The following is a 16,862-nucleotide window of genomic DNA, read 5'->3' on the forward strand; positions in this document are numbered from 1 at the left end:
GGGGGAGGGAGCGCCCGGTCAGTACCCGCCGTACGGGCTCTTGGAGGACCGGGTGGCGGGCTTGCCCGACGAGCCGTTCGACGGGTTGTTCGATGGGGCCGACGAGGACACCTTCGTGCCCTGCGGCGCGATCACGCCGATGAGGCCGTGCTTGGCGCCGTCGATGCCGGCGGAGAACCACAGGGCCTTCTCGCCGCCGGTGGCGGCGGTGCCGGGTTCGAGGTCCCACAGGCCGGGCAGCACGATCGGCTTGCCGTTCGACAGGCGAAGGGAGCCCAGGTGGCGGCCGCTCTTGTAGGCGTGCACGGTTCCGTCGCCGAAGTTGCCGACCAGCAGCGCTCCGGCGTACTGCCCCCAGCCCTTCGGGGCGGCGGTCAGTCCCCAGGGGGCGTTGAGCCCGACCCTGGAGATGCGCCCGGTGAGGCGCCCGTTGCCGTCGAAGCGGCTCACGAAGCCCTTCCCGTCGCCGAACACGGGCTTGCCCGTGGTCTTGTCGCGCAGGGCGTAGGCCACCCAGATGTTGCCGTTGACGACCGCGACGTTGTAGGGCTTGTAGGTCGAGGGGATCGCCTTGTCCCTGAACTGCCAGCGCGACAGCCGGATGCGCTCGAAGTCCTCGTCGAAGGCGTGGATGCGCCCGCCGGCGAAGTCGGCGGCCAGCAGGAAGGCGCCGTCGTCGGTCTCGACGAGCTCCAGCCCCTTGTAGTCGGCGCCGCGGGTGAACGCCCCGATGATCGCGTTGCCCGGGTCGGCCTCCGCGTTCCAGCCGGTGATGGCGCCGCTCGGGCTGGAGAAGATGAACGTGGCCGGCTCGCCCTTCACGGTGAAGCCGTCGCCGGGGTTGAACACCTGGCCCGTCGGGGCCCCGCCCGGAATGGCCACCTCGGTCTTCTCCTTCTTGCCCGTGCCGGAGTAGACGGTGGCGCTGCCGGTGCCGGTGTTGGACACCCACAGAGTCTTGCCCATGGCCAGGCCCCACGGGTTGACGACCTTGGGGTCGGTGACAGGGGCTTTGCCCTTGACGTCCGACACAAGGTTGATGACGTCGAAACGCGTCCTGGTGGTGGCGTGTGCGGGAGTGGTGAGAGTCGCTCCCAGAACGACCGCAACAGCGCAGAGTGTGATGATGCGTGGCCGCATCCGTTGCCTCCTAGTTAGCGCTTGTGACGCGAGATACGCGGGGGGCGGGGAGCGGGTTCAGTCAGGTCCGGAAATGGCGTCGCGGGAGTTTTCCCGCATCGCGCGGGGAGAGGAAAAGGCATGAACGTGTTGGGCATCGATATCGGCGGTTCGGGAATCAAGGGCGCGCCCGTCGACACGAAAGCCGGCAAGCTGACGGAGGAGCGCCTGCGCATTCCGACGCCCCAGCCCTCCAAGCCCGACGAGGTGGCCGACGCGGTCGCGTCGATCGTCAAGCATTTCGGCTGGAGCGGCCCCGTCGGGGTCACCTTTCCCGGCGTGGTCGTGGACGGCGTCGTGCTGACGGCCGCCAACGTCGACCATTCCTGGGAGGGGGTCGACGCGGCCGCGCTCTTCGGCGGGGCCACCGTGCTGAACGACGCCGACGCGGCGGGCATGGCGGAGATGACGTTCGGCAGGGGCAAGGGTCAGCGGGGGACCGTGCTCGTGCTGACGTTCGGGACGGGCATCGGCAGCGCGCTGTTCACCGACGGGCGGCTCGTCCGCAACACCGAGTTCGGGCACCTGCAGCTGCGCGGCAAGGACGCCGAGCACCGGGCGTCGGCGCGGGTCCGTGAGGAGCGGGACCTCGGTTGGAAGGCGTGGGCCGGGCGGGTGGAGGACTATCTCCGGCATGTCGAGATGCTGTTCACGCCCTCGCTGATCGTGATCGGCGGAGGCGTGAGCAAGAAGGCCGACAAGTTCCTCCCGCACATCCACCTCGACACCCCCGTGGCGCCCGCCGCCCTCCGCAACGACGCGGGCATCATCGGCGCCGCCCGCGCCGCCGCGTCCCGCTGACCGGCCACACCTTCGGTCGTACGCAACTCCTTCGCCGGGCCCGGAGGGCAGCGTGGTCACGGTGCACGATCGTCAGGCGCGCCGGGATATTGGGATGCGCGGGCCGGCGCGGTCGGGCACCATGGGCGGTTGGCTCCGGGGACGCGGGGCTCAAATATCCTTGAAGCAGTATGGGAACGTCTTCGTTGTCCTCTCCACTCGCCGACCTCCAATCCCGCCTGCCCGACCTCATGCCCCGCGATCAGCGGCGGCTGCGGCGCAGGCTCGACGGCATGCGCCGGGTGCGCTCGCGTGACGCCCGTGACAAGATCGTCGCGGAGATCCTCGCCGACGTGGAGCGGGCCGAGCAGCGCCTGGTACGCCGCCGCGAAGCCGTACCGAAAGTGACATATCCGGAGAACCTGCCGGTCTCCCAGCGCAAGGACGACATCCTCGCGGCCATCCGCGACCACCAGGTCGTGATCATCGCGGGAGAGACCGGCTCCGGCAAGACCACCCAGATCCCCAAGATCTGCCTCGAGCTGGGGCGGGGCGTGCGCGGGCTGATCGGCCACACCCAGCCCCGCCGCATCGCCGCGCGCACGGTCGCCGAGCGCATCGCCGAGGAGCTCGGCGCCGGCGACGGCCAGAAACTCGGCGACGTGGTCGGCTACAAAGTCCGCTTCACCGACCAGGCCGGTGACCGCACCCTGGTCAAGCTGATGACCGACGGCATCCTGCTGGCCGAGCTGCAACACGACCGCATGCTCGACCAGTACGACACCCTCATCATCGACGAGGCCCACGAACGCAGCCTCAACATCGACTTCATTCTCGGCTACCTGAAACAGCTGCTGCCCAAGCGCCCCGACCTCAAGGTCGTCATCACCAGCGCGACGATCGACCCCGAGCGCTTCTCCCGCCACTTCGACGACGCGCCGATCATCGAGGTCTCCGGCCGCACCTACCCGGTCGAGGTGCGCTACCGCCCGCTCGACGATGACGACGACCAGACGCAGGGCATCGTCGACGCCTGCAGAGAGCTGATCGGCGAGGGCCCCGGCGACATCCTGGTGTTCCTGTCGGGCGAGCGGGAGATCCGCGACGCCGCCGACGCCCTGGCCAAGGCGGAGTTCACGGGCACCGAGATCCTGCCGCTCTACGCCCGGCTGAGCGCCGCCGAGCAGCATCGTGTCTTCCAGCGCCACACCGGCCGCCGCGTCGTGCTGGCCACCAACGTGGCCGAGACCTCGCTCACGGTCCCCGGCATCAAATACGTCGTCGACCCCGGCTACGCCCGCATCTCCCGCTACAGCCACCGCACCAAGGTGCAGCGCCTGCCGATCGAGGCCATCTCGCAGGCCAGCGCCAACCAGCGCAAGGGCCGCTCGGGCCGCACCTCCGACGGCATCTGCATCCGCCTCTACGAGGAAGACGACTTCCTCAACCGGTCCGAGTTCACCGACCCCGAGATCCTGCGCACCAACCTCGCCTCGGTCATCCTGCAGATGACCTCGATCGGGCTGGGCGACATCGAGGCGTTCCCCTTCGTCGAGCCGCCCGACCGCCGCCAGGTGAAGGACGGCGTCAACCTGCTGCACGAGCTGGGCGCGTTCGACGCCCACGGCAAGCTCACGCCCATCGGCCGCAAGCTGGCCGGTCTGCCCGTCGACCCCCGGCTGGGCCGCATGGTGCTGGAGGCGGAGAAGAACGGCTGCCTGCGCGAGGTCATGGTGATCGCCGCCGCCCTGTCGATCCAGGACCCACGCGAACGGCCCGCCGACAAGCAGCAGCAGGCCGACGAGAAGCACCGCCGCTTCGCCGACCCCGACTCCGACTTCATGGCCTACCTCAACCTCTGGCACTACCTGCGCGACAAGCAGAAGGAGCTGTCGTCCAGCGCGTTCCGGCGGCTGTGCAAGGCGGAGTTCCTCAACTACCTGCGGGTGCGCGAGTGGCAGGACATCTACAGCCAGCTCCGCCAGGCGCTCGGGGCCCAGCCCAACAGCCGGCCCGCCGACCCCCAGCAGGTGCACGCGTCGTTGCTCGTCGGGCTCCTGTCGCACATCGGCGTCAAGGACGTCATGGAGAAACGCGGCCAGGACGGCCGCAGGCCGATCCAGGAATACCTCGGCGCCCGCAACGCCCGCTTCGCCGTCTTCCCCGGCTCGACACTGGCCAAGAAGCAGCCGCAGTGGCTCATGTCGGCCGAACTGGTCGAGACCTCCCGCCTGTGGGCGCGCGTCAACGCCAAGATCGAGCCAGGCTGGGTCGAGCCGCTCGCCCAGCACCTCGTCAAGCGCACCTACTCCGAGCCCCACTGGGAGAAGAACCAGGGCGCCGTCATCGCCCTGGAGAAGGTCACTCTCTACGGTGTGCCTCTGGTCGTCGGCCGCAAGGTCAACTACGGCCGCATCGACCCCGACCTGTCGCGCGAGCTGTTCATCCGGCACGCGCTCGTCGAGGGCGACTGGGACACCCACCACCGTTTCCTGAAGGACAACCGCCGGCTGCTCGGAGAGGTCGAGGAGCTGGAGAACCGCGCCAGGCGCCGCGACATCCTGGTGGACGACGAGGCGCTGTTCGACTTCTACGACCAGCGGGTGCCCGCTGACGTCGTCTCGGCCCGCCACTTCGACTCCTGGTGGAAGAAGGCCAGGCACGAGCAGCCCGACCTGCTCACGTTCTCGCAGGAGATGCTGGTCAACGAGGGCGCCGACATCAGCACCCGCGACTACCCCGACACCTGGCGCCAGCTCGGCCAGCGCATGAAGCTGACCTATCGGTTCGCGCCGGGCTCGGATGCCGAAGAGGGTGCCGACGGCGTGACCGTGCACGTGCCGCTCCAGGTGCTCAACCAGGTCAGCTCCGACGGCTTCGACTGGCAGATCCCCGGCCTGCGCGAAGACCTGATCACCGCGCTGATCAGGTCGTTGCCGAAAAACCTGCGCCGCAACTTCGTGCCCGCCCCCAACTACGCAAGGCAGGTGCTGGAGGGGGTCGAGCCGGGCGGCGAGCCGCTGCTGGAGGCCGTGGAGCGCGAGCTGCTGCGCCTGACCGGCATCCGGGTGCCGCACGACGCCTGGCAGCTCGACCAGGTGCCCGACCACCTGCGCATCACCTACCGGGTGATCGACGAGCGCAGGCGCACGGTGGCCGAGGACAAGGACCTCGACGCGCTGAAGCGCCGCCTCGCGCCGCGCCTGCGCCGGACGTTGTCGCAGGCGGGCGACGACCTGGAGCAGACGGGCCTGCACACCTGGAGCTTCGGCACGTTGCCCAAGGTGTTCGAGCAGGGCCGGATGAAGGGTTATCCGGCGCTGGTCGACGCGGGCGACTCGGTCTCCATCAAGATCTTCGAGACGGAGGTGGAGCAGCGCCGCTCCCACTGGCCCGGTGTACGCCGCCTGCTCCTGCTCAACGTCACCAACCCGGCCAAGTCGCTGCTCGGCGGCCTGTCCAACCAGGCCAAGCTGGCCCTGTCGCGCAGCCCGCACGGCGGGGCGGTGGCGTTGTTCGACGACGTGGTCGACGCGGCCGTCGACAAGCTCATGCTCGACGTGGGCGGCCCGGCCTGGGACCCGGTGGCCTTCGACCGCCTCTACCAGCACGTGCGGGCCCACCTCTATGACACCTCGGCCGACGTGCTGGGGAAGGTGGAGCAGATCCTGAGCGTCTGGCACGCGGCGGGCGCCCGGCTCGACGCGCTGCAGCCGAGCGCGGCGACGGACGACGTGCGCGACCAGCTCGGCAGGCTCGTCCATCCGGGGTTCGTCACCGCCACGGGCCACCGGCGGCTGCCTGACGTCCTGCGCTATCTCCGCGCGATCGACCGCCGGCTCACGAAGCTCCCCGAGGATCCGTGGCGTGACCGGGAGTGGATGGATCGGGTGCACAAGGTCGAGGACGACTATCACGACCTGCGGCAGAAGCTCCACCCGGCCCGGCGCGGGGACCCTGACGTCGCGGAGATCGGGTGGATGATCGAGGAGCTGCGGGTGAGCTTCTTCGCCCAGACGCTCGGCACACCCACCCCGGTGTCGGAGAAACGCATCGCCAAGGCGATGGAGAAGCTCACCGCCTGATCATCGAGGCGTCGGGCTCGGGGTCCGCGAGCCGCTCCGGTTTCGTGTAAAAATCCCCTTTGGTGTTGTCCGTGCCCATGCCCGGACATATGTGGTGAAAAAGGGGGATTAATGATCAAAACTGTGGTGTTCGACGTCGGTGAGACGCTGATCAGCGAGACGCGCATCTGGTCGCGCTGGGCCGAGCGGCTGGGAGTGAGCGCGTTCACGCTGATGGGCGCGCTCGGCGGGATGGCCGCGCTGGACCGTCCGCACAGTGACGCCTTCGAGCTCGTACGCCCCGGCTTCGACCTCGCCAGGGAGGAAGCCGCGTGGGAGCGCGACGACCCCCATGGCATGCGCAACACCTTCGACGCCGGCGACCTCTACCCCGACGTGCGCGAGGCCCTGGCGGCCATCCGGGCGGCCGGATACCAGGTGATCATCGCGGGCAACCAGCCGGAACGGGCCTACGACGCGCTGGTCGCCCTGGACCTGCCGGCGGATTCCGTGCACACCTCCGAGGGGTGGGGCGTCTCCAAGCCGGAGCCCGGATTCTTCGCCAAGGTCGCCGCCGTCGCGGGCCACGAGCCCGCCGCGATCCTCTACGTGGGTGACCGGCTCGACAACGACGTGCTGCCGGCCAGGGCGGCGGGCATGCGGACCGCGCTGCTGAAGCGGGGCCCATGGGGCTACCTGCACGCCGAGCGCCCCCAGGCCGGCGCGGCCGACGTGATCGCCGGCGACCTGCACGCCCTGCTGCCCGCGCTGGACGCTCTCACCTGAAAGCCCCCGGCGGACGCGCGGCGGCACTTCCCCTCAGGGGAGGTTCTCGTCGGGATAGATGCGTACGGCCCGCTCCTCCGCCGAGAGGTCATCCGTGTCGCCGCCCTGGTCCGCACCGAGTTCCTCGTCGTCCGTGTCGGGTCCGAGCCCCTCGTCCGGCTGGGTCAGCCGGTGCTTGGGCCGGGGCTCGTGGAGCCGGGACGGCGCCTCCCGCCGCAGCCGCTCGTCGAGCGTGTCCCTGTGCCGGGGGTCGTCCTCGGCGACCTCGTGGTGGAGGCCGAGGTCGTCGGTCCACTCCTCGACCTCGATCTCCTGCTCATCGGCGTAGCCGTACCGGTCCGGAGGTTGTTCGGTCATACCGGCCCCCTACCCAGCGAGCGGTCCGGAACCCTCCTATGCGGACCGGCCGGGAGGGCGGCTCACCGGGTCACTGCTGCTCGCCGTTCAGCCGGGCGCGGGCCTGGTCGAGCTCCCGGCGCACGTCGGCGAGCTCGCGTTCGAGCTCCAGGATCCGGCGGATGGCGATGAGCGTCATGCCCTCTGCCGTCATGCGGGTGACGTGCCGGACGATCAGGATGTCGCGGCGGGAATAGCGCCGCTGCCCGCCGCTCGAACGGCTCGGGCTGATGACGTCGTGCTGGTCGAGCCGCCGCAGGAAGGCGTGCTGGACCTGGAGCATCTCGGCCACCTGCCCGAGGGAGTAGAGAGGCGCGTGTTCGTCGTCAAGGGGAAGTTCTGCCATCGTGGCCCTCCTCGTGATCCGGGGACGGGCCGGGGAGCCCGCCCCCGGACCGCGCGTCAGGCCTTGATGGCCCTGGTCTCACCTCGCCGGATCTCCACCTTGCGTGGCCTGGCCCGCTCGAGCACCGGGATGCGGACGGTGAGCACGCCGTTGGCGTAGCCCGCGTCGATCTCCTCGCTGTCGAGGTGCTCGGACAGGTAGACCCGACGGGTGAAGGTGCCCATCGGGCGTTCGCGGACGAACAGCCGCTCGTTCTCCGCGACCTCCTCCTCGCGGCGGGCGCTCACGCTCAGCACCCCGCGGTCGATCGTGACCTCGATGGAGTCGGGGTCGATGCCGGGGAGGTCGAAGCGGAGCAGCACGTCGTCGTCGCGGCGCAGCCCGTCCATGGGCATCACGGCGCTGCCGCTGTCGAAGGTCTGGTTTGCCAGGCGGCTGAACTGCCGCTCGAACTCCTGGAAGAACGGGTCAATCGAGGTCAAGAGCATTTTCTAACCTCCTCGCTGCTTCTCCTGATGGAGCTAACCTCAAACTTCGGTTACAAGTTAGCTCCATCAACGGCTACAGGCAAGAGGGGCAGTGGACTTCTTCCCTGGACGGTCAGGCGTTCTCCAGGCGTGGCCGCAGCCCGGCGGCCTGCCTGATCGTCCGGCCGGACAGCCGGGCCAGCGCCACCGCCGCGAACAGCGTCGCCGCCACGCAGGCCACCCCGCCGATCTCCAGGGCGACCCTCGGCCCCATGGCGTCGCTGAGCCAGCCCAGCAGCGGCCCGCCGAGCGCGCCCGCCCCGGCGCTGACGATGGACAGCGCCGCGATGATCCGGCCGCGCATGGGCTCGGGGCTGTCGAGTTGCGCCCGCGCCGAGACGGTGGTGTCGACGGTCACCGCACCCGCCGCGATCGGCAACATCATGGCCGCGAACGTCCACAAACCCGGCATCAGCCCGCTCACCGCCTGCGCGACCCCGGTCACGAACGCCGTGAGCAGCAGCAGCCGGATCGTCAGGTGAGGCCGGGAGGCGGCCACGAAGCCGCCGAGCACCGTGCCGACGGCGAACACGGTGGACAGCAGCCCGTACCCGCCGGCGCCCGCGTCCAGCGGGCCGGCGCTCATGGCGGCCATGGTGACCTGGAAGTTGCGGCCGACGCTCCCCGAGACGAACCAGAGCGCCAGCACCACGAGCAGCCATGGCGTGCGCAGCACGTACCGCAGCCCGTCGCGTACGGCGCCGGGCTGCCGCTCGGCGGTGGCCAGCGGGTGCAGCTCCGCCCGGCGCATGGCCGCCACCGCCGCGATCACCACGAAGAAGCTGGCCGCGTTGATCACGAAGAGCCCGCCGTTGCCGGTGAACGGGAGCAGCGCGCCCGCCAGGCTCATGCCCAGGATGCGGCCGGCGGAGCTGAGGATCGAGCCGAGCGCCATCGCGTTCGGCAGGTCGGCCGGCGGCACCACCTGGGCGCCGAAACGGCCGAGCGCGGGCCCGCCCAGCGCGGTGACCACGCCGCCGGCCAGCGCCACCCCGTAGATCGGCAGTACGGACTCGACACCCGTCAGGGCGATCATGGCCAGCACGGCCGCGAGCGCCGCGTGCGCGAGCTGCGCGACGATCACCACGGGCCGGCCCGGCAGGCGGTCGGCCAGCGCCCCGCCCCACATGCCCAGCAGCAGGGTCGGCAGCGCCTGCATGACGAGGCTCAGCCCGACGCTCGTCGCCGAGCCCGTCAGCGTGAGGACGAGCCAGTTGACGCCGAGCACCTGCATCCACGTGCCGGTCACGGAGACGATGTCGGCTCCCGCCCAGAGCCGGTAGTTGTGATGACGCAGAGCCCTGAACGTGGGGGAGGAGGGAGACACGACCGATCCTTGCCTTGACGATGCACCGCGGGATCAAACACGGCGCTCCAGGAAACGGATTCCGATCAGCCCGGAATGTGAGGCAAGACACGGGTTTCAAGCGGTTTAGGTGAGTTTCAGCGGATGATCCCGGCTGACGAGCGCGGCATAGTGGCCGGCGCGGGCCATCAGCTCCTCGTGGGTGCCGCGCTCGACGACGCGGCCGTGGTCGAGCACGACGATCTGGTCAGCGTCGCGGACCGTGGACAGGCGGTGGGCGATCGTGATCGTGGTGCGCCCCCGGGCCAGGGCGTCGAGCGCCTCCTGCACGGCCCGCTCCGTCCGCGTGTCCAGAGCGCTGGTCGCCTCGTCGAGGACGAGCACCGGCGGGTCGCGCAGCAACGTGCGGGCGATGGCCAGGCGCTGCTTCTCGCCGCCGGAGAACCGGTAGCCGCGCTCGCCGACGAGCGTGTCGTAGCCGTCGGGCAGGGCGGTGACGTGGTCGTGGATGCGGGCCGCCCGCGCGGCCTCCTCCAGTTCCTCCTCCGTGGCGGACGGCCGGGCGAAGCGCAGGTTGTCGGCGATCGTGGCGTGGAACAGGTGCGTCTCCTGCGACACCACGCCCACCACGTCGCTCAGCGTCTCGAACGTCAGCTCCCGTACGTCTGCCCCGTCGATCGTGACCCGGCCGCCGGTGACGTCGTAGAGCCTGGGCAGCAGGTAGCTCAGGGTGGTCTTGCCCGAGCCGGTCTCGCCGACGACGGCCAGGGTGGAGCCGGCCGGGACGGTGATGTCGACGCCGGCGAGCGCGGGCGCGTCGCCATAGGAGAAGTCGACGTTCTCGAACCGGACCTCGCCGCGCACGTCGCCGAGCGTGCGCGTGCCGGGATGGATGTCCACCGGCAGGTCCAGGTACTCGAAGATCCGCCCGAACAGCGCCAGCGAGCTCTGCACCTCGACGCCCAGCCGCAGCAGCGACACCGCCGGGCGGAACAGGCGGGTCTGCAACGTCGTGAACGCCACCAGCGTGCCCACCGAGATGGCGCCGGTGTGCCCCACGGCCCAGTAGATCATCGCCGGCATGGCGGCCATGACGATCTGGATCGACGACTGCCGCCAGCGCCCGGCCATGCCGGTCCGTACGCCGAGCTCGGCCAGCTCGTCGGAGGCCTTGCCGAAACGATCGGTGAGCTGGGCCGAGCGGCCCATGGTGCGGCCGAGCAGGATGCCGCTGATCGACAGCGACTCCTGCACCATGGAGGCGATGCCGGCCAGCTTGCGCTGCCGCTCGGCGGTGATGCGCTTGCGCTCCGCGCCGACCCTGCGGCTGATCCACACGAAGACCGGCAGCAGCAGGAGCGAGATCGCCGTCAGCCGCCAGTCGAGCGCGAGCATCGCGACGACGGTGGCGATCACGGTGGTGAGGTTGGAGATGATGGAGCCGGCGGTCGAGGTGACCACGGCCTGCATGCCGCCGATGTCGTTGGCGATGCGCGACTGCACCTCGCCGGTCCTGGTGCGGGTGAAGAACGCCAGCGACATGCGCTGCAGGTGCCCGTAGACCGCGAGGCGCAGGTCGTGCATCACCCGCTGGCCGACCGTGGTCGAGATCAGCGTCTGCACCACGTCGAAGACGCTGGTCGCGACCGCCACGAGGATCATGCCGAGCGCCAGCAGCGCGAGCAGGCCGGTGTCCCTCGACGGGATGGCCACGTCGAGCACCTCGCGCAGCAGGAACGGCGAGGCCAGCGAGACCAGGGAGGACAGCAGGATGAGCAGGCCCACCAGGGCGAGGCGGCCGCGATAGGCGCTGAACAGCCCGGCGATGCGCCCGAGCGGCGCGCGTGGTTCGTCCGCCACGTGCATTCTCCTTTCTGATGCCCGCTCAAACAGAGGTTAGCTCATATTTGTTCCGGCTAAGCTTTCCGGCATGGCAGACATGGAGCTCACGGAGCTCTTCCAGCTGGTCGGCAGGCGGTTCCGGCATGGCTATGCGCGCCTGCTCGAGCCGCTCGGACTCAGCCCCGGGCAGGCGCGGGCGCTGCGGGTGCTGGACGACGCCGAGCGGCCGCTGCGGATGGTGCGGCTCGCCGAGGAGCTGCGGATCGTGCCGCGCTCGCTCACGCCCGTCGTCGACGCGCTGGAGGAGGCGGGGCTGGCGCGCCGGCAGGTCGATCCGGCCAACCGCCGCTCCACGCTGGTCGTGATCACCCCGGAGGGGCGCGACCTCGCCGCGCGGGCGCGCGACGCGCGCAGGCAGGCGGGCGGGGAGCTGTTCGCGGTGCTCTCCGAGGAGCAGCGCGAGCAGCTGCGAGGGCTGCTGAGCCTGGTGGACGCCCAGTTCAGGTGAGCCGGCTGTCAGGCCCCGCGGGTGAGCACGCCGCCGACGACGGTGGCGAGGCAGGGCGGCTGGGAGAGCAGGGCCGCGTACGGGTAACGCCCGCGGGCGTCGAAGACGGCGAAGTCGGCACGGGTGCCGGCGGCCAGCGACCCGATCCTGCCCCGGCCGCGGTCCATGCCCAGTGCTCTGGCGCCGCCCAGCGTGGCGGCCTCGACCAGCCGGCGGTCGAGCTCCTTGGGCCGCAGCCTGAGCTCCCGCGCGTGGCGCCTGATCGCCCCGGCCAGCCCCAGCGGGCCGGTCGGCGGCGTGCCGGCCGGCCCGCGGCTGCCGAAGGCGACGGTGTTGCCCTCGTCCAGCAGGGCCAGCGCGTCCTGCACCTGCGGCGGCTCCGGCGGGCAGAGCGCCACGACGGTCCTGCGCAGCCGCAGCAGCTTGCGCTCGCCCGGGTCCAGCGACCTGCCGCTCGCGACGTGGCACAGCGGGCCGAGCACTCCGGCCTCGTCAAGCTCCGCGGGGGAGTGGCGGTCCAGGCGGACCAGCAGCCGCAGCCCGAACGTCCTGGCCAGCACGGCCACGTCCTCCAGCACCTGCGGGTCGCGCGCGTGGGCGGCGATCCCCACCACGCGGGGCCGGTCCGCCTCGCGGATGGCGGTGATGACCGCGTCCCGGTCGTGTTCCTCCCACTCCTCCTCGCCGGCGCTGGTCACCTCGACGTACGAGATGCCGGGCAGCGCCGGGCAGTCAGCCAGGTCGGAGAGCACGCCGCCCCGCGCGGTCACTCCCGGGGCGTCCGGCGGCACGGCGGAGCAGGCGTCGACCAGCCCCGCCACGATCATCCCCGGCCACCGGAGCTCCTCCGCGGAGGGGTACGAAGCGAGCAGGTCGGCTCGCGTACCGACCGCGAGCACCCGCTCGCCCCTGATCGCCACGGCGCCGTCGCGGATGGGGACGGTGCTGACGGGCAGGACGAGCGGGGCGGAATGGAGGACGACGGGCCCGGGAGCGCGCCTGCCCAGAGCTGGACCGGCACGCTTGGCAGACGGCATCAGGACTCCCGTCGAGACTTCCCCTCTAGGCATTAAACGTGAAGGCAGGATATGCCCGCAATCGCGATGAACGGGGCGAATGGCTAGGTCGGCGAAGTTGTCCGGCTTCCCGCCGCCTGATCGTTGATCTCCGACAATTACCTCTATACCGTCAAGCCGTGAACGCCCTGAAGAAGCTGCTGAAGGGTTTACCCGCGGTCATCGTGATGATCCCGGTGAGCCTCATGGCGACCCCTGCTTCCGCAGCGCCCCCCACCGATCCCGAGCATCCCTGGCGGCAGGACCACTGGCCGCAGACGCAGCCCTGGCAGGTCGACGCACCCGACGACGCCCAGGCCCTGCGCACCCGCCTGCCCGGCGGCCTCAAGCCCATCGACCCGCAGAACTGGAAGAATCCCGACCACATGACGTGGGCGGACTACAAGAAGCCGCCCGGCACCAACTGGGCCGACCCCTCCGTCAAGGGGTCGAAGCGCACCTTCAAGGGCGCGCTCGTGCTGCTCGACTATCCCAACCAGCCGTTCGTGGCGACCCAGCCCCAGGGCTCGACGATCTTCGGAAACCCGAGCGCCGAGGCCCACGACATCCCCCGAGACCAGGTGGCGACGTTCTACCAGGACTTCCTCAACACCCCGAACAAGCTCAACAAGGGGCACACCATCCACGAGTACTGGATGGAGGACTCGGGCGGCAGGTACGGCGTGGAGCTGACCGGGTTCGGCCCCTACACGATGTCGGGCAAGGACCACGAGTACGCCATGGAGTTCCAGGGCGGCACCGGGTGCCCCGCGGGCGACTCGTGCGACAAGAACCTGCGCACCGAGGGCAACGCCGCCTGGATCGCCGACGTCGGGCAGGAGGCGGCCGAGCAGTTCGACTTCGTCTTCTACCTCAGCGCCGGCCAGGACGAGTCGTCCACCTGGCAGGAGTTCGGGATGATGAAATTCCCGACAAAGGAGGACGTGCCCGACGAGTGGGGCCCGCCGGACGCCGCGCTGCCCAACTGGGTCGACACCCGCTACGTCGACTGGACCTCATGGCAGGCCGGCTCCACCTTCTGGCCCAACGCCCGCTTCGGCATCGACTCGGTGCAGGCCGAGAGCTCCGGCATGGCCGTCTACGCCCACGAGCTGAGCCACATCATGGGCATCGGCGACAACTACAACAACCCGTACGGCGTGCCGCCGCGCAGGGCGTACACGGGCGTGTGGGAGATGCTGAGTCGCGGCAGCTTCAACGGGCCCGGCGGCCCGCACTCGCGCTGGCTGATCCCGCCCACCGCCGGCGCCTCCATGGGCGCCCAGCACATGCTCCGCAACAAGATCAAGCTGGAGATGATCGACGAGCGGAACGTGCTACGCCTGTCACGCGAGGCGCTCGACGAGTCGGGCCTGGTCACCGCCGAGATTCGGGCCCGCGCGGTCCAGCCGGGCAAGAACGACCTGTCGGGCGTCAACCTCACCTTCGACACCGGCGACAAGAGCCCGGCCTGTGACACGCGGACCGACCCGCTCTGCGACGGCGGCGGCTACGAGAACTACACGGTCGAGGTCGTGGACCGCATGGGCTCCGACTCGTTCACCCCCGACTCCGGCGTTCTGCTGGCCAAGACCAAGAACGAGGACCGGGCGCCGTTCGAATGGGTGATCGACGCCAACCCGCAGGACATCGGCATGACCGACTACGTCATGCCCGACGGGACCAAGGTGCCCATCACGATCGGTGACTACCGCCAGCTCTCCGACGCCCTCTTCCACGCCGGCACCGACTCCGGCAGCGAGTACGAGTACGTCGACGAGGCCAACCGCCTGCACTTCTACGTCACCGACCTCAAGCGCGGCCGCGACGGCACCCTGTCGTACACGGTCGCGATCCGCTCGCTCGACGGCCCCGGGCCGCAGCGGCGCGGCGTCAAGGTGCTGCCCGCGGCCGGCATCCCCACCGGCAAGAACCTGTCCACCTGCAAGTTCCCGCTGTTCAACACCGGCAGGGCCGCCCCGGCGCAGGGACAGCACCCCGAGGACGTCAGCGCCTACCTGAACGCCGACGTCTACCGGCTCAAGGCCGAGGTGCAGGGCAAGGGCTGGACCGTCCAGCTGCCGAACGCCCTGGCCTCCGTCGGGTTCGGCAAGCACGAACTCGTCACCGTCAACGCCGTGCGCGAGTCCGGCGGCGTCCGGCTGGGCAAGGTCAAGCTCACCGCCACCTCGGAGAGCGATCCCGGCAAGACGGTGACGGCCACCTGTCACGTGATCGGCCTCTAGACGACCGATGGGGTACGGCCTGCGCAGGCCGTACCCCATCGGCTCGAAGCACCCGCGAGGGCCCTCGCGGCCGGCTCAGCCGAGCGGGCTCCTGATCAGCTCGCCGGCCGCCTGCCTCGCCTGCAGGATGCTCTCCTCGAACATCTTGCGCACGTGCGCCGCATGGTCGGTCAGCTCCCTGATGCGCTCGTGCGCCATCTCGTCGCGCACGGTGTCGGCGATCAGGGCCTGGTATTCGGGGGTCCTGGCGGCCAGGGCCTCCAGCCGCCGATGGGCGGAGTAGGCCTTGTCCGCCTTGCGCACCTGCTTGGCGTACTTCTCCAGGTGGCGTACGCGCCGTGACAGCGACGTCCACGCGGCGTCGAGCGCCTTCGTGTAGGGCTTGAACGCGTCCTCCATGCCGGACGGCAGCTCGCGGGGGATGATCCTGCCCTGCTCGGCGTGCATGGACGACAACCGCCGCAGCCGGTGCGCGATCTGCCAGACCTCCTCCGGCAGCGACACCTGGTTGTCGACCGTGTCGATCAGGCCCGCCGCGTGGACCCGGGAGTTGAGGACGGACTCTGCGGCGTGCTGCGCCCTGCGCAGCAGCATCTGGCACGGGTGGTCGAGATCCTCCGGCAGGACGTAGCGGTCGGCGTGGGTTCGGGCGGCGCGGAGCTTCCGCCTGGCCGATCTGTTGTAGGTGTCCTGAGCCATCCAGCGGAACAACACGATCATTCCCACGCCGGTGCCCGCCAGGAACAACAACGGTGATCTGGACAGCAGGGAGAGCGCCAGCAGGAAGCCGGGCAGCAGGAAGATCAGGGCGGGATGGCGCGTGGTGTCCAGCTGCCGGCCGGATCGAGCCATCCGGAGAAGGTGCGGGCTCGACCGCAGCTCGCTCGAGATCGCCGGGGGCAGCGTTGGATCGATCACCAGCCGTGGAGGCAGAGCTCGTGGATCCATATGTTCATGCTGCGTTATGAACGGCGATTCTGCTCATCATGGCGGACATATAGGGTCGCAATAATGGACGAGATGACGAGGTGGATAGACCTGGAAGGCGCGGTCAACGCGCGTGACCTGGGCGGACTGCCCACCCGTGACGGCGGGCGCACCCGTCGCGGGCGAATTTACCGTGCCGACAACCTGCAGGGGCTCACACCCGGCGACGTGACGCTGCTCGTGGACGAGCTGGGCCTGCGGCACGTGGTCGATCTCCGTTCGAACGCGGAGGTTGCACTGGAGGGCCCCGGGCCGCTGACGCGGGTGCCCGAGGTGCGGCACCACCATCTGACCCTGTTCGCCGAGGGAGGCCGGCACACCGACGTCGAGGCCGACGCCATCGACGGGGAGCGGGTGCTGCCGTGGGCGGAGCGAGGGCTGGACGAGGAGCTGCGGGTGACCGGCTTCTACTTCGGCTACCTGCGCGACCGGCCGGACGCCGTGCTCGACGCGCTGCGCGCGATGGCGCTCGACGACGGCGCGTCGCTGGTGCACTGCGCGGCGGGCAAGGACCGCACCGGCGTGCTGTCGGCGCTCGCCCTGGAGGTGGCGGGGGCGACCAGGGAGGCGATCGTCGAGGACTACGTGGCCACGGGTGAGCGGCTGGAGCTCATACTCAAGCGGCTGCGCGGCAGCGACACCTACCGCGGCGACCTCGACTCGCGCCCCGCCGACGACCACATGCCGCGGGCCGGGTACATCGAGCAGTTCTTCGGCGTGCTCGACGACCGTTTCGGCGGGCCGCTCGAATGGCTGGCCGGGCACGGCTGGACCGGCGCCGACACCGAGGCCATGCGCTCCCGCCTGCGCGACTGACGGCGCCCGCCGTCAGCTCTGGTG

General features: G+C 70.3%; 14 protein-coding genes. 6 read left to right on the forward strand and 8 right to left on the reverse strand.

The window, feature by feature from the left end:
• Positions 1-18 precede the first annotated feature (18 nt).
• Complete coding sequence (locus E1292_RS27770; protein ID WP_132598156.1) at positions 19-1,140, reverse strand: TIGR03118 family protein; 1,122 nt, start codon at positions 1,138-1,140, stop codon at positions 19-21.
• A 120-nt stretch (positions 1,141-1,260) separates the two neighbouring features.
• On the opposite strand from E1292_RS27770, the gene ppgK reads away from it, so the two are divergent.
• The 3 genes from ppgK (at position 1,261) to E1292_RS27785 (ending at position 6,809) form a co-directional block, all read left to right on the forward strand.
• Positions 1,261-1,980 (forward strand): polyphosphate--glucose phosphotransferase, encoded by a 720-nt coding sequence (gene ppgK, locus E1292_RS27775; RefSeq protein ID WP_132598157.1) that lies wholly within the window; start codon positions 1,261-1,263, stop codon positions 1,978-1,980.
• Positions 1,981-2,150: 170 nt separating this feature from the next.
• Complete coding sequence (hrpA, locus tag E1292_RS27780) at positions 2,151-6,044, forward strand: ATP-dependent RNA helicase HrpA (RefSeq protein WP_132598158.1); 3,894 nt, start codon at positions 2,151-2,153, stop codon at positions 6,042-6,044.
• Between the two features lie 111 nt (positions 6,045-6,155).
• Positions 6,156-6,809 (forward strand): HAD family hydrolase, encoded by a 654-nt coding sequence (locus E1292_RS27785; RefSeq protein ID WP_132598159.1) that lies wholly within the window; start codon positions 6,156-6,158, stop codon positions 6,807-6,809.
• 33 nt (positions 6,810-6,842) lie between these two features.
• Here the strand turns inward: E1292_RS27785 and E1292_RS27790 are convergent, their stop codons facing one another.
• The 5 genes from E1292_RS27790 to E1292_RS27810 form a co-directional block, all read right to left on the reverse strand.
• Positions 6,843-7,166 carry a DUF5709 domain-containing protein gene (locus E1292_RS27790; protein ID WP_132598160.1) on the reverse strand — a complete coding sequence of 108 codons (324 nt, stop codon included), beginning with the start codon at positions 7,164-7,166 and terminating at the stop codon, positions 6,843-6,845.
• A gap of 70 nt (positions 7,167-7,236) precedes the next feature.
• Positions 7,237-7,551 (reverse strand): MerR family transcriptional regulator, encoded by a 315-nt coding sequence (locus tag E1292_RS27795; RefSeq protein ID WP_132598161.1) that lies wholly within the window; start codon positions 7,549-7,551, stop codon positions 7,237-7,239.
• A 56-nt stretch (positions 7,552-7,607) separates the two neighbouring features.
• A complete protein-coding gene (locus tag E1292_RS27800) occupies positions 7,608-8,039 on the reverse strand; it encodes an Hsp20/alpha crystallin family protein (RefSeq protein WP_132598162.1) in 432 nt (143 codons plus the stop codon).
• A 112-nt stretch (positions 8,040-8,151) separates the two neighbouring features.
• Complete coding sequence (locus E1292_RS27805; RefSeq protein WP_132598163.1) at positions 8,152-9,405, reverse strand: MFS transporter; 1,254 nt, start codon at positions 9,403-9,405, stop codon at positions 8,152-8,154.
• 105 nt (positions 9,406-9,510) lie between these two features.
• Positions 9,511-11,250, reverse strand: coding sequence for an ABC transporter ATP-binding protein (locus E1292_RS27810; RefSeq protein ID WP_132598164.1), 1,740 nt, complete (start codon positions 11,248-11,250; stop codon positions 9,511-9,513).
• Between the two features lie 64 nt (positions 11,251-11,314).
• Between E1292_RS27810 and E1292_RS27815 the strand changes: the two genes are divergently transcribed.
• Positions 11,315-11,734: a MarR family winged helix-turn-helix transcriptional regulator gene (locus E1292_RS27815; RefSeq protein WP_132598165.1), complete on the forward strand. Its 420-nt coding sequence runs from the start codon at positions 11,315-11,317 to the stop codon at positions 11,732-11,734.
• 8 nt (positions 11,735-11,742) lie between these two features.
• Here the strand turns inward: E1292_RS27815 and E1292_RS27820 are convergent, their stop codons facing one another.
• The gene (locus E1292_RS27820) at positions 11,743-12,771 is read right to left on the reverse strand and encodes an amidohydrolase family protein (RefSeq protein ID WP_132598166.1); all 1,029 of its coding nucleotides are present in this window, start codon (positions 12,769-12,771) and stop codon (positions 11,743-11,745) included.
• A gap of 158 nt (positions 12,772-12,929) precedes the next feature.
• Here E1292_RS27820 and E1292_RS27825 point away from each other — a divergent pair, with 158 nt between their 5' ends.
• A complete protein-coding gene (locus E1292_RS27825; RefSeq protein ID WP_246090373.1) occupies positions 12,930-15,035 on the forward strand; it encodes a M6 family metalloprotease domain-containing protein in 2,106 nt (701 codons plus the stop codon).
• 75 nt (positions 15,036-15,110) lie between these two features.
• Here E1292_RS27825 and E1292_RS27830 read toward each other — a convergent pair whose 3' ends face one another.
• Positions 15,111-15,887, reverse strand: coding sequence for a hypothetical protein (locus E1292_RS27830; protein WP_132598167.1), 777 nt, complete (start codon positions 15,885-15,887; stop codon positions 15,111-15,113).
• 168 nt (positions 15,888-16,055) lie between these two features.
• Between E1292_RS27830 and E1292_RS27835 the strand changes: the two genes are divergently transcribed.
• The gene (locus E1292_RS27835; RefSeq protein WP_342775699.1) at positions 16,056-16,838 is read left to right on the forward strand and encodes a tyrosine-protein phosphatase; all 783 of its coding nucleotides are present in this window, start codon (positions 16,056-16,058) and stop codon (positions 16,836-16,838) included.
• Positions 16,839-16,862 lie beyond the last annotated feature (24 nt).

Source organism: Nonomuraea deserti, from assembly GCF_004348685.1.
Classification (GTDB): Bacteria; Actinomycetota; Actinomycetes; order Streptosporangiales; family Streptosporangiaceae; genus Nonomuraea; species Nonomuraea deserti.

Coding starts and splice junctions, on each gene's coding strand:
- E1292_RS27795 (WP_132598161.1), bottom strand. CDS start 7,551: ATGGCAGAACTTCCCCTTGACGACGAACACGCGCCTCTCTACTCCCTC.
- E1292_RS27770 (WP_132598156.1), bottom strand. CDS start 1,140: ATGCGGCCACGCATCATCACACTCTGCGCTGTTGCGGTCGTTCTGGGA.
- E1292_RS27815 (WP_132598165.1), top strand. CDS start 11,315: ATGGCAGACATGGAGCTCACGGAGCTCTTCCAGCTGGTCGGCAGGCGG.
- hrpA (WP_132598158.1), top strand. CDS start 2,151: ATGGGAACGTCTTCGTTGTCCTCTCCACTCGCCGACCTCCAATCCCGC.
- E1292_RS27835 (WP_342775699.1), top strand. CDS start 16,056: ATGACGAGGTGGATAGACCTGGAAGGCGCGGTCAACGCGCGTGACCTG.
- E1292_RS27785 (WP_132598159.1), top strand. CDS start 6,156: ATGATCAAAACTGTGGTGTTCGACGTCGGTGAGACGCTGATCAGCGAG.
- E1292_RS27800 (WP_132598162.1), bottom strand. CDS start 8,039: ATGCTCTTGACCTCGATTGACCCGTTCTTCCAGGAGTTCGAGCGGCAG.
- E1292_RS27830 (WP_132598167.1), bottom strand. CDS start 15,887: ATGGCTCGATCCGGCCGGCAGCTGGACACCACGCGCCATCCCGCCCTG.
- ppgK (WP_132598157.1), top strand. CDS start 1,261: ATGAACGTGTTGGGCATCGATATCGGCGGTTCGGGAATCAAGGGCGCG.
- E1292_RS27790 (WP_132598160.1), bottom strand. CDS start 7,166: ATGACCGAACAACCTCCGGACCGGTACGGCTACGCCGATGAGCAGGAG.
- E1292_RS27820 (WP_132598166.1), bottom strand. CDS start 12,771: ATGCCGTCTGCCAAGCGTGCCGGTCCAGCTCTGGGCAGGCGCGCTCCC.
- E1292_RS27810 (WP_132598164.1), bottom strand. CDS start 11,250: ATGCACGTGGCGGACGAACCACGCGCGCCGCTCGGGCGCATCGCCGGG.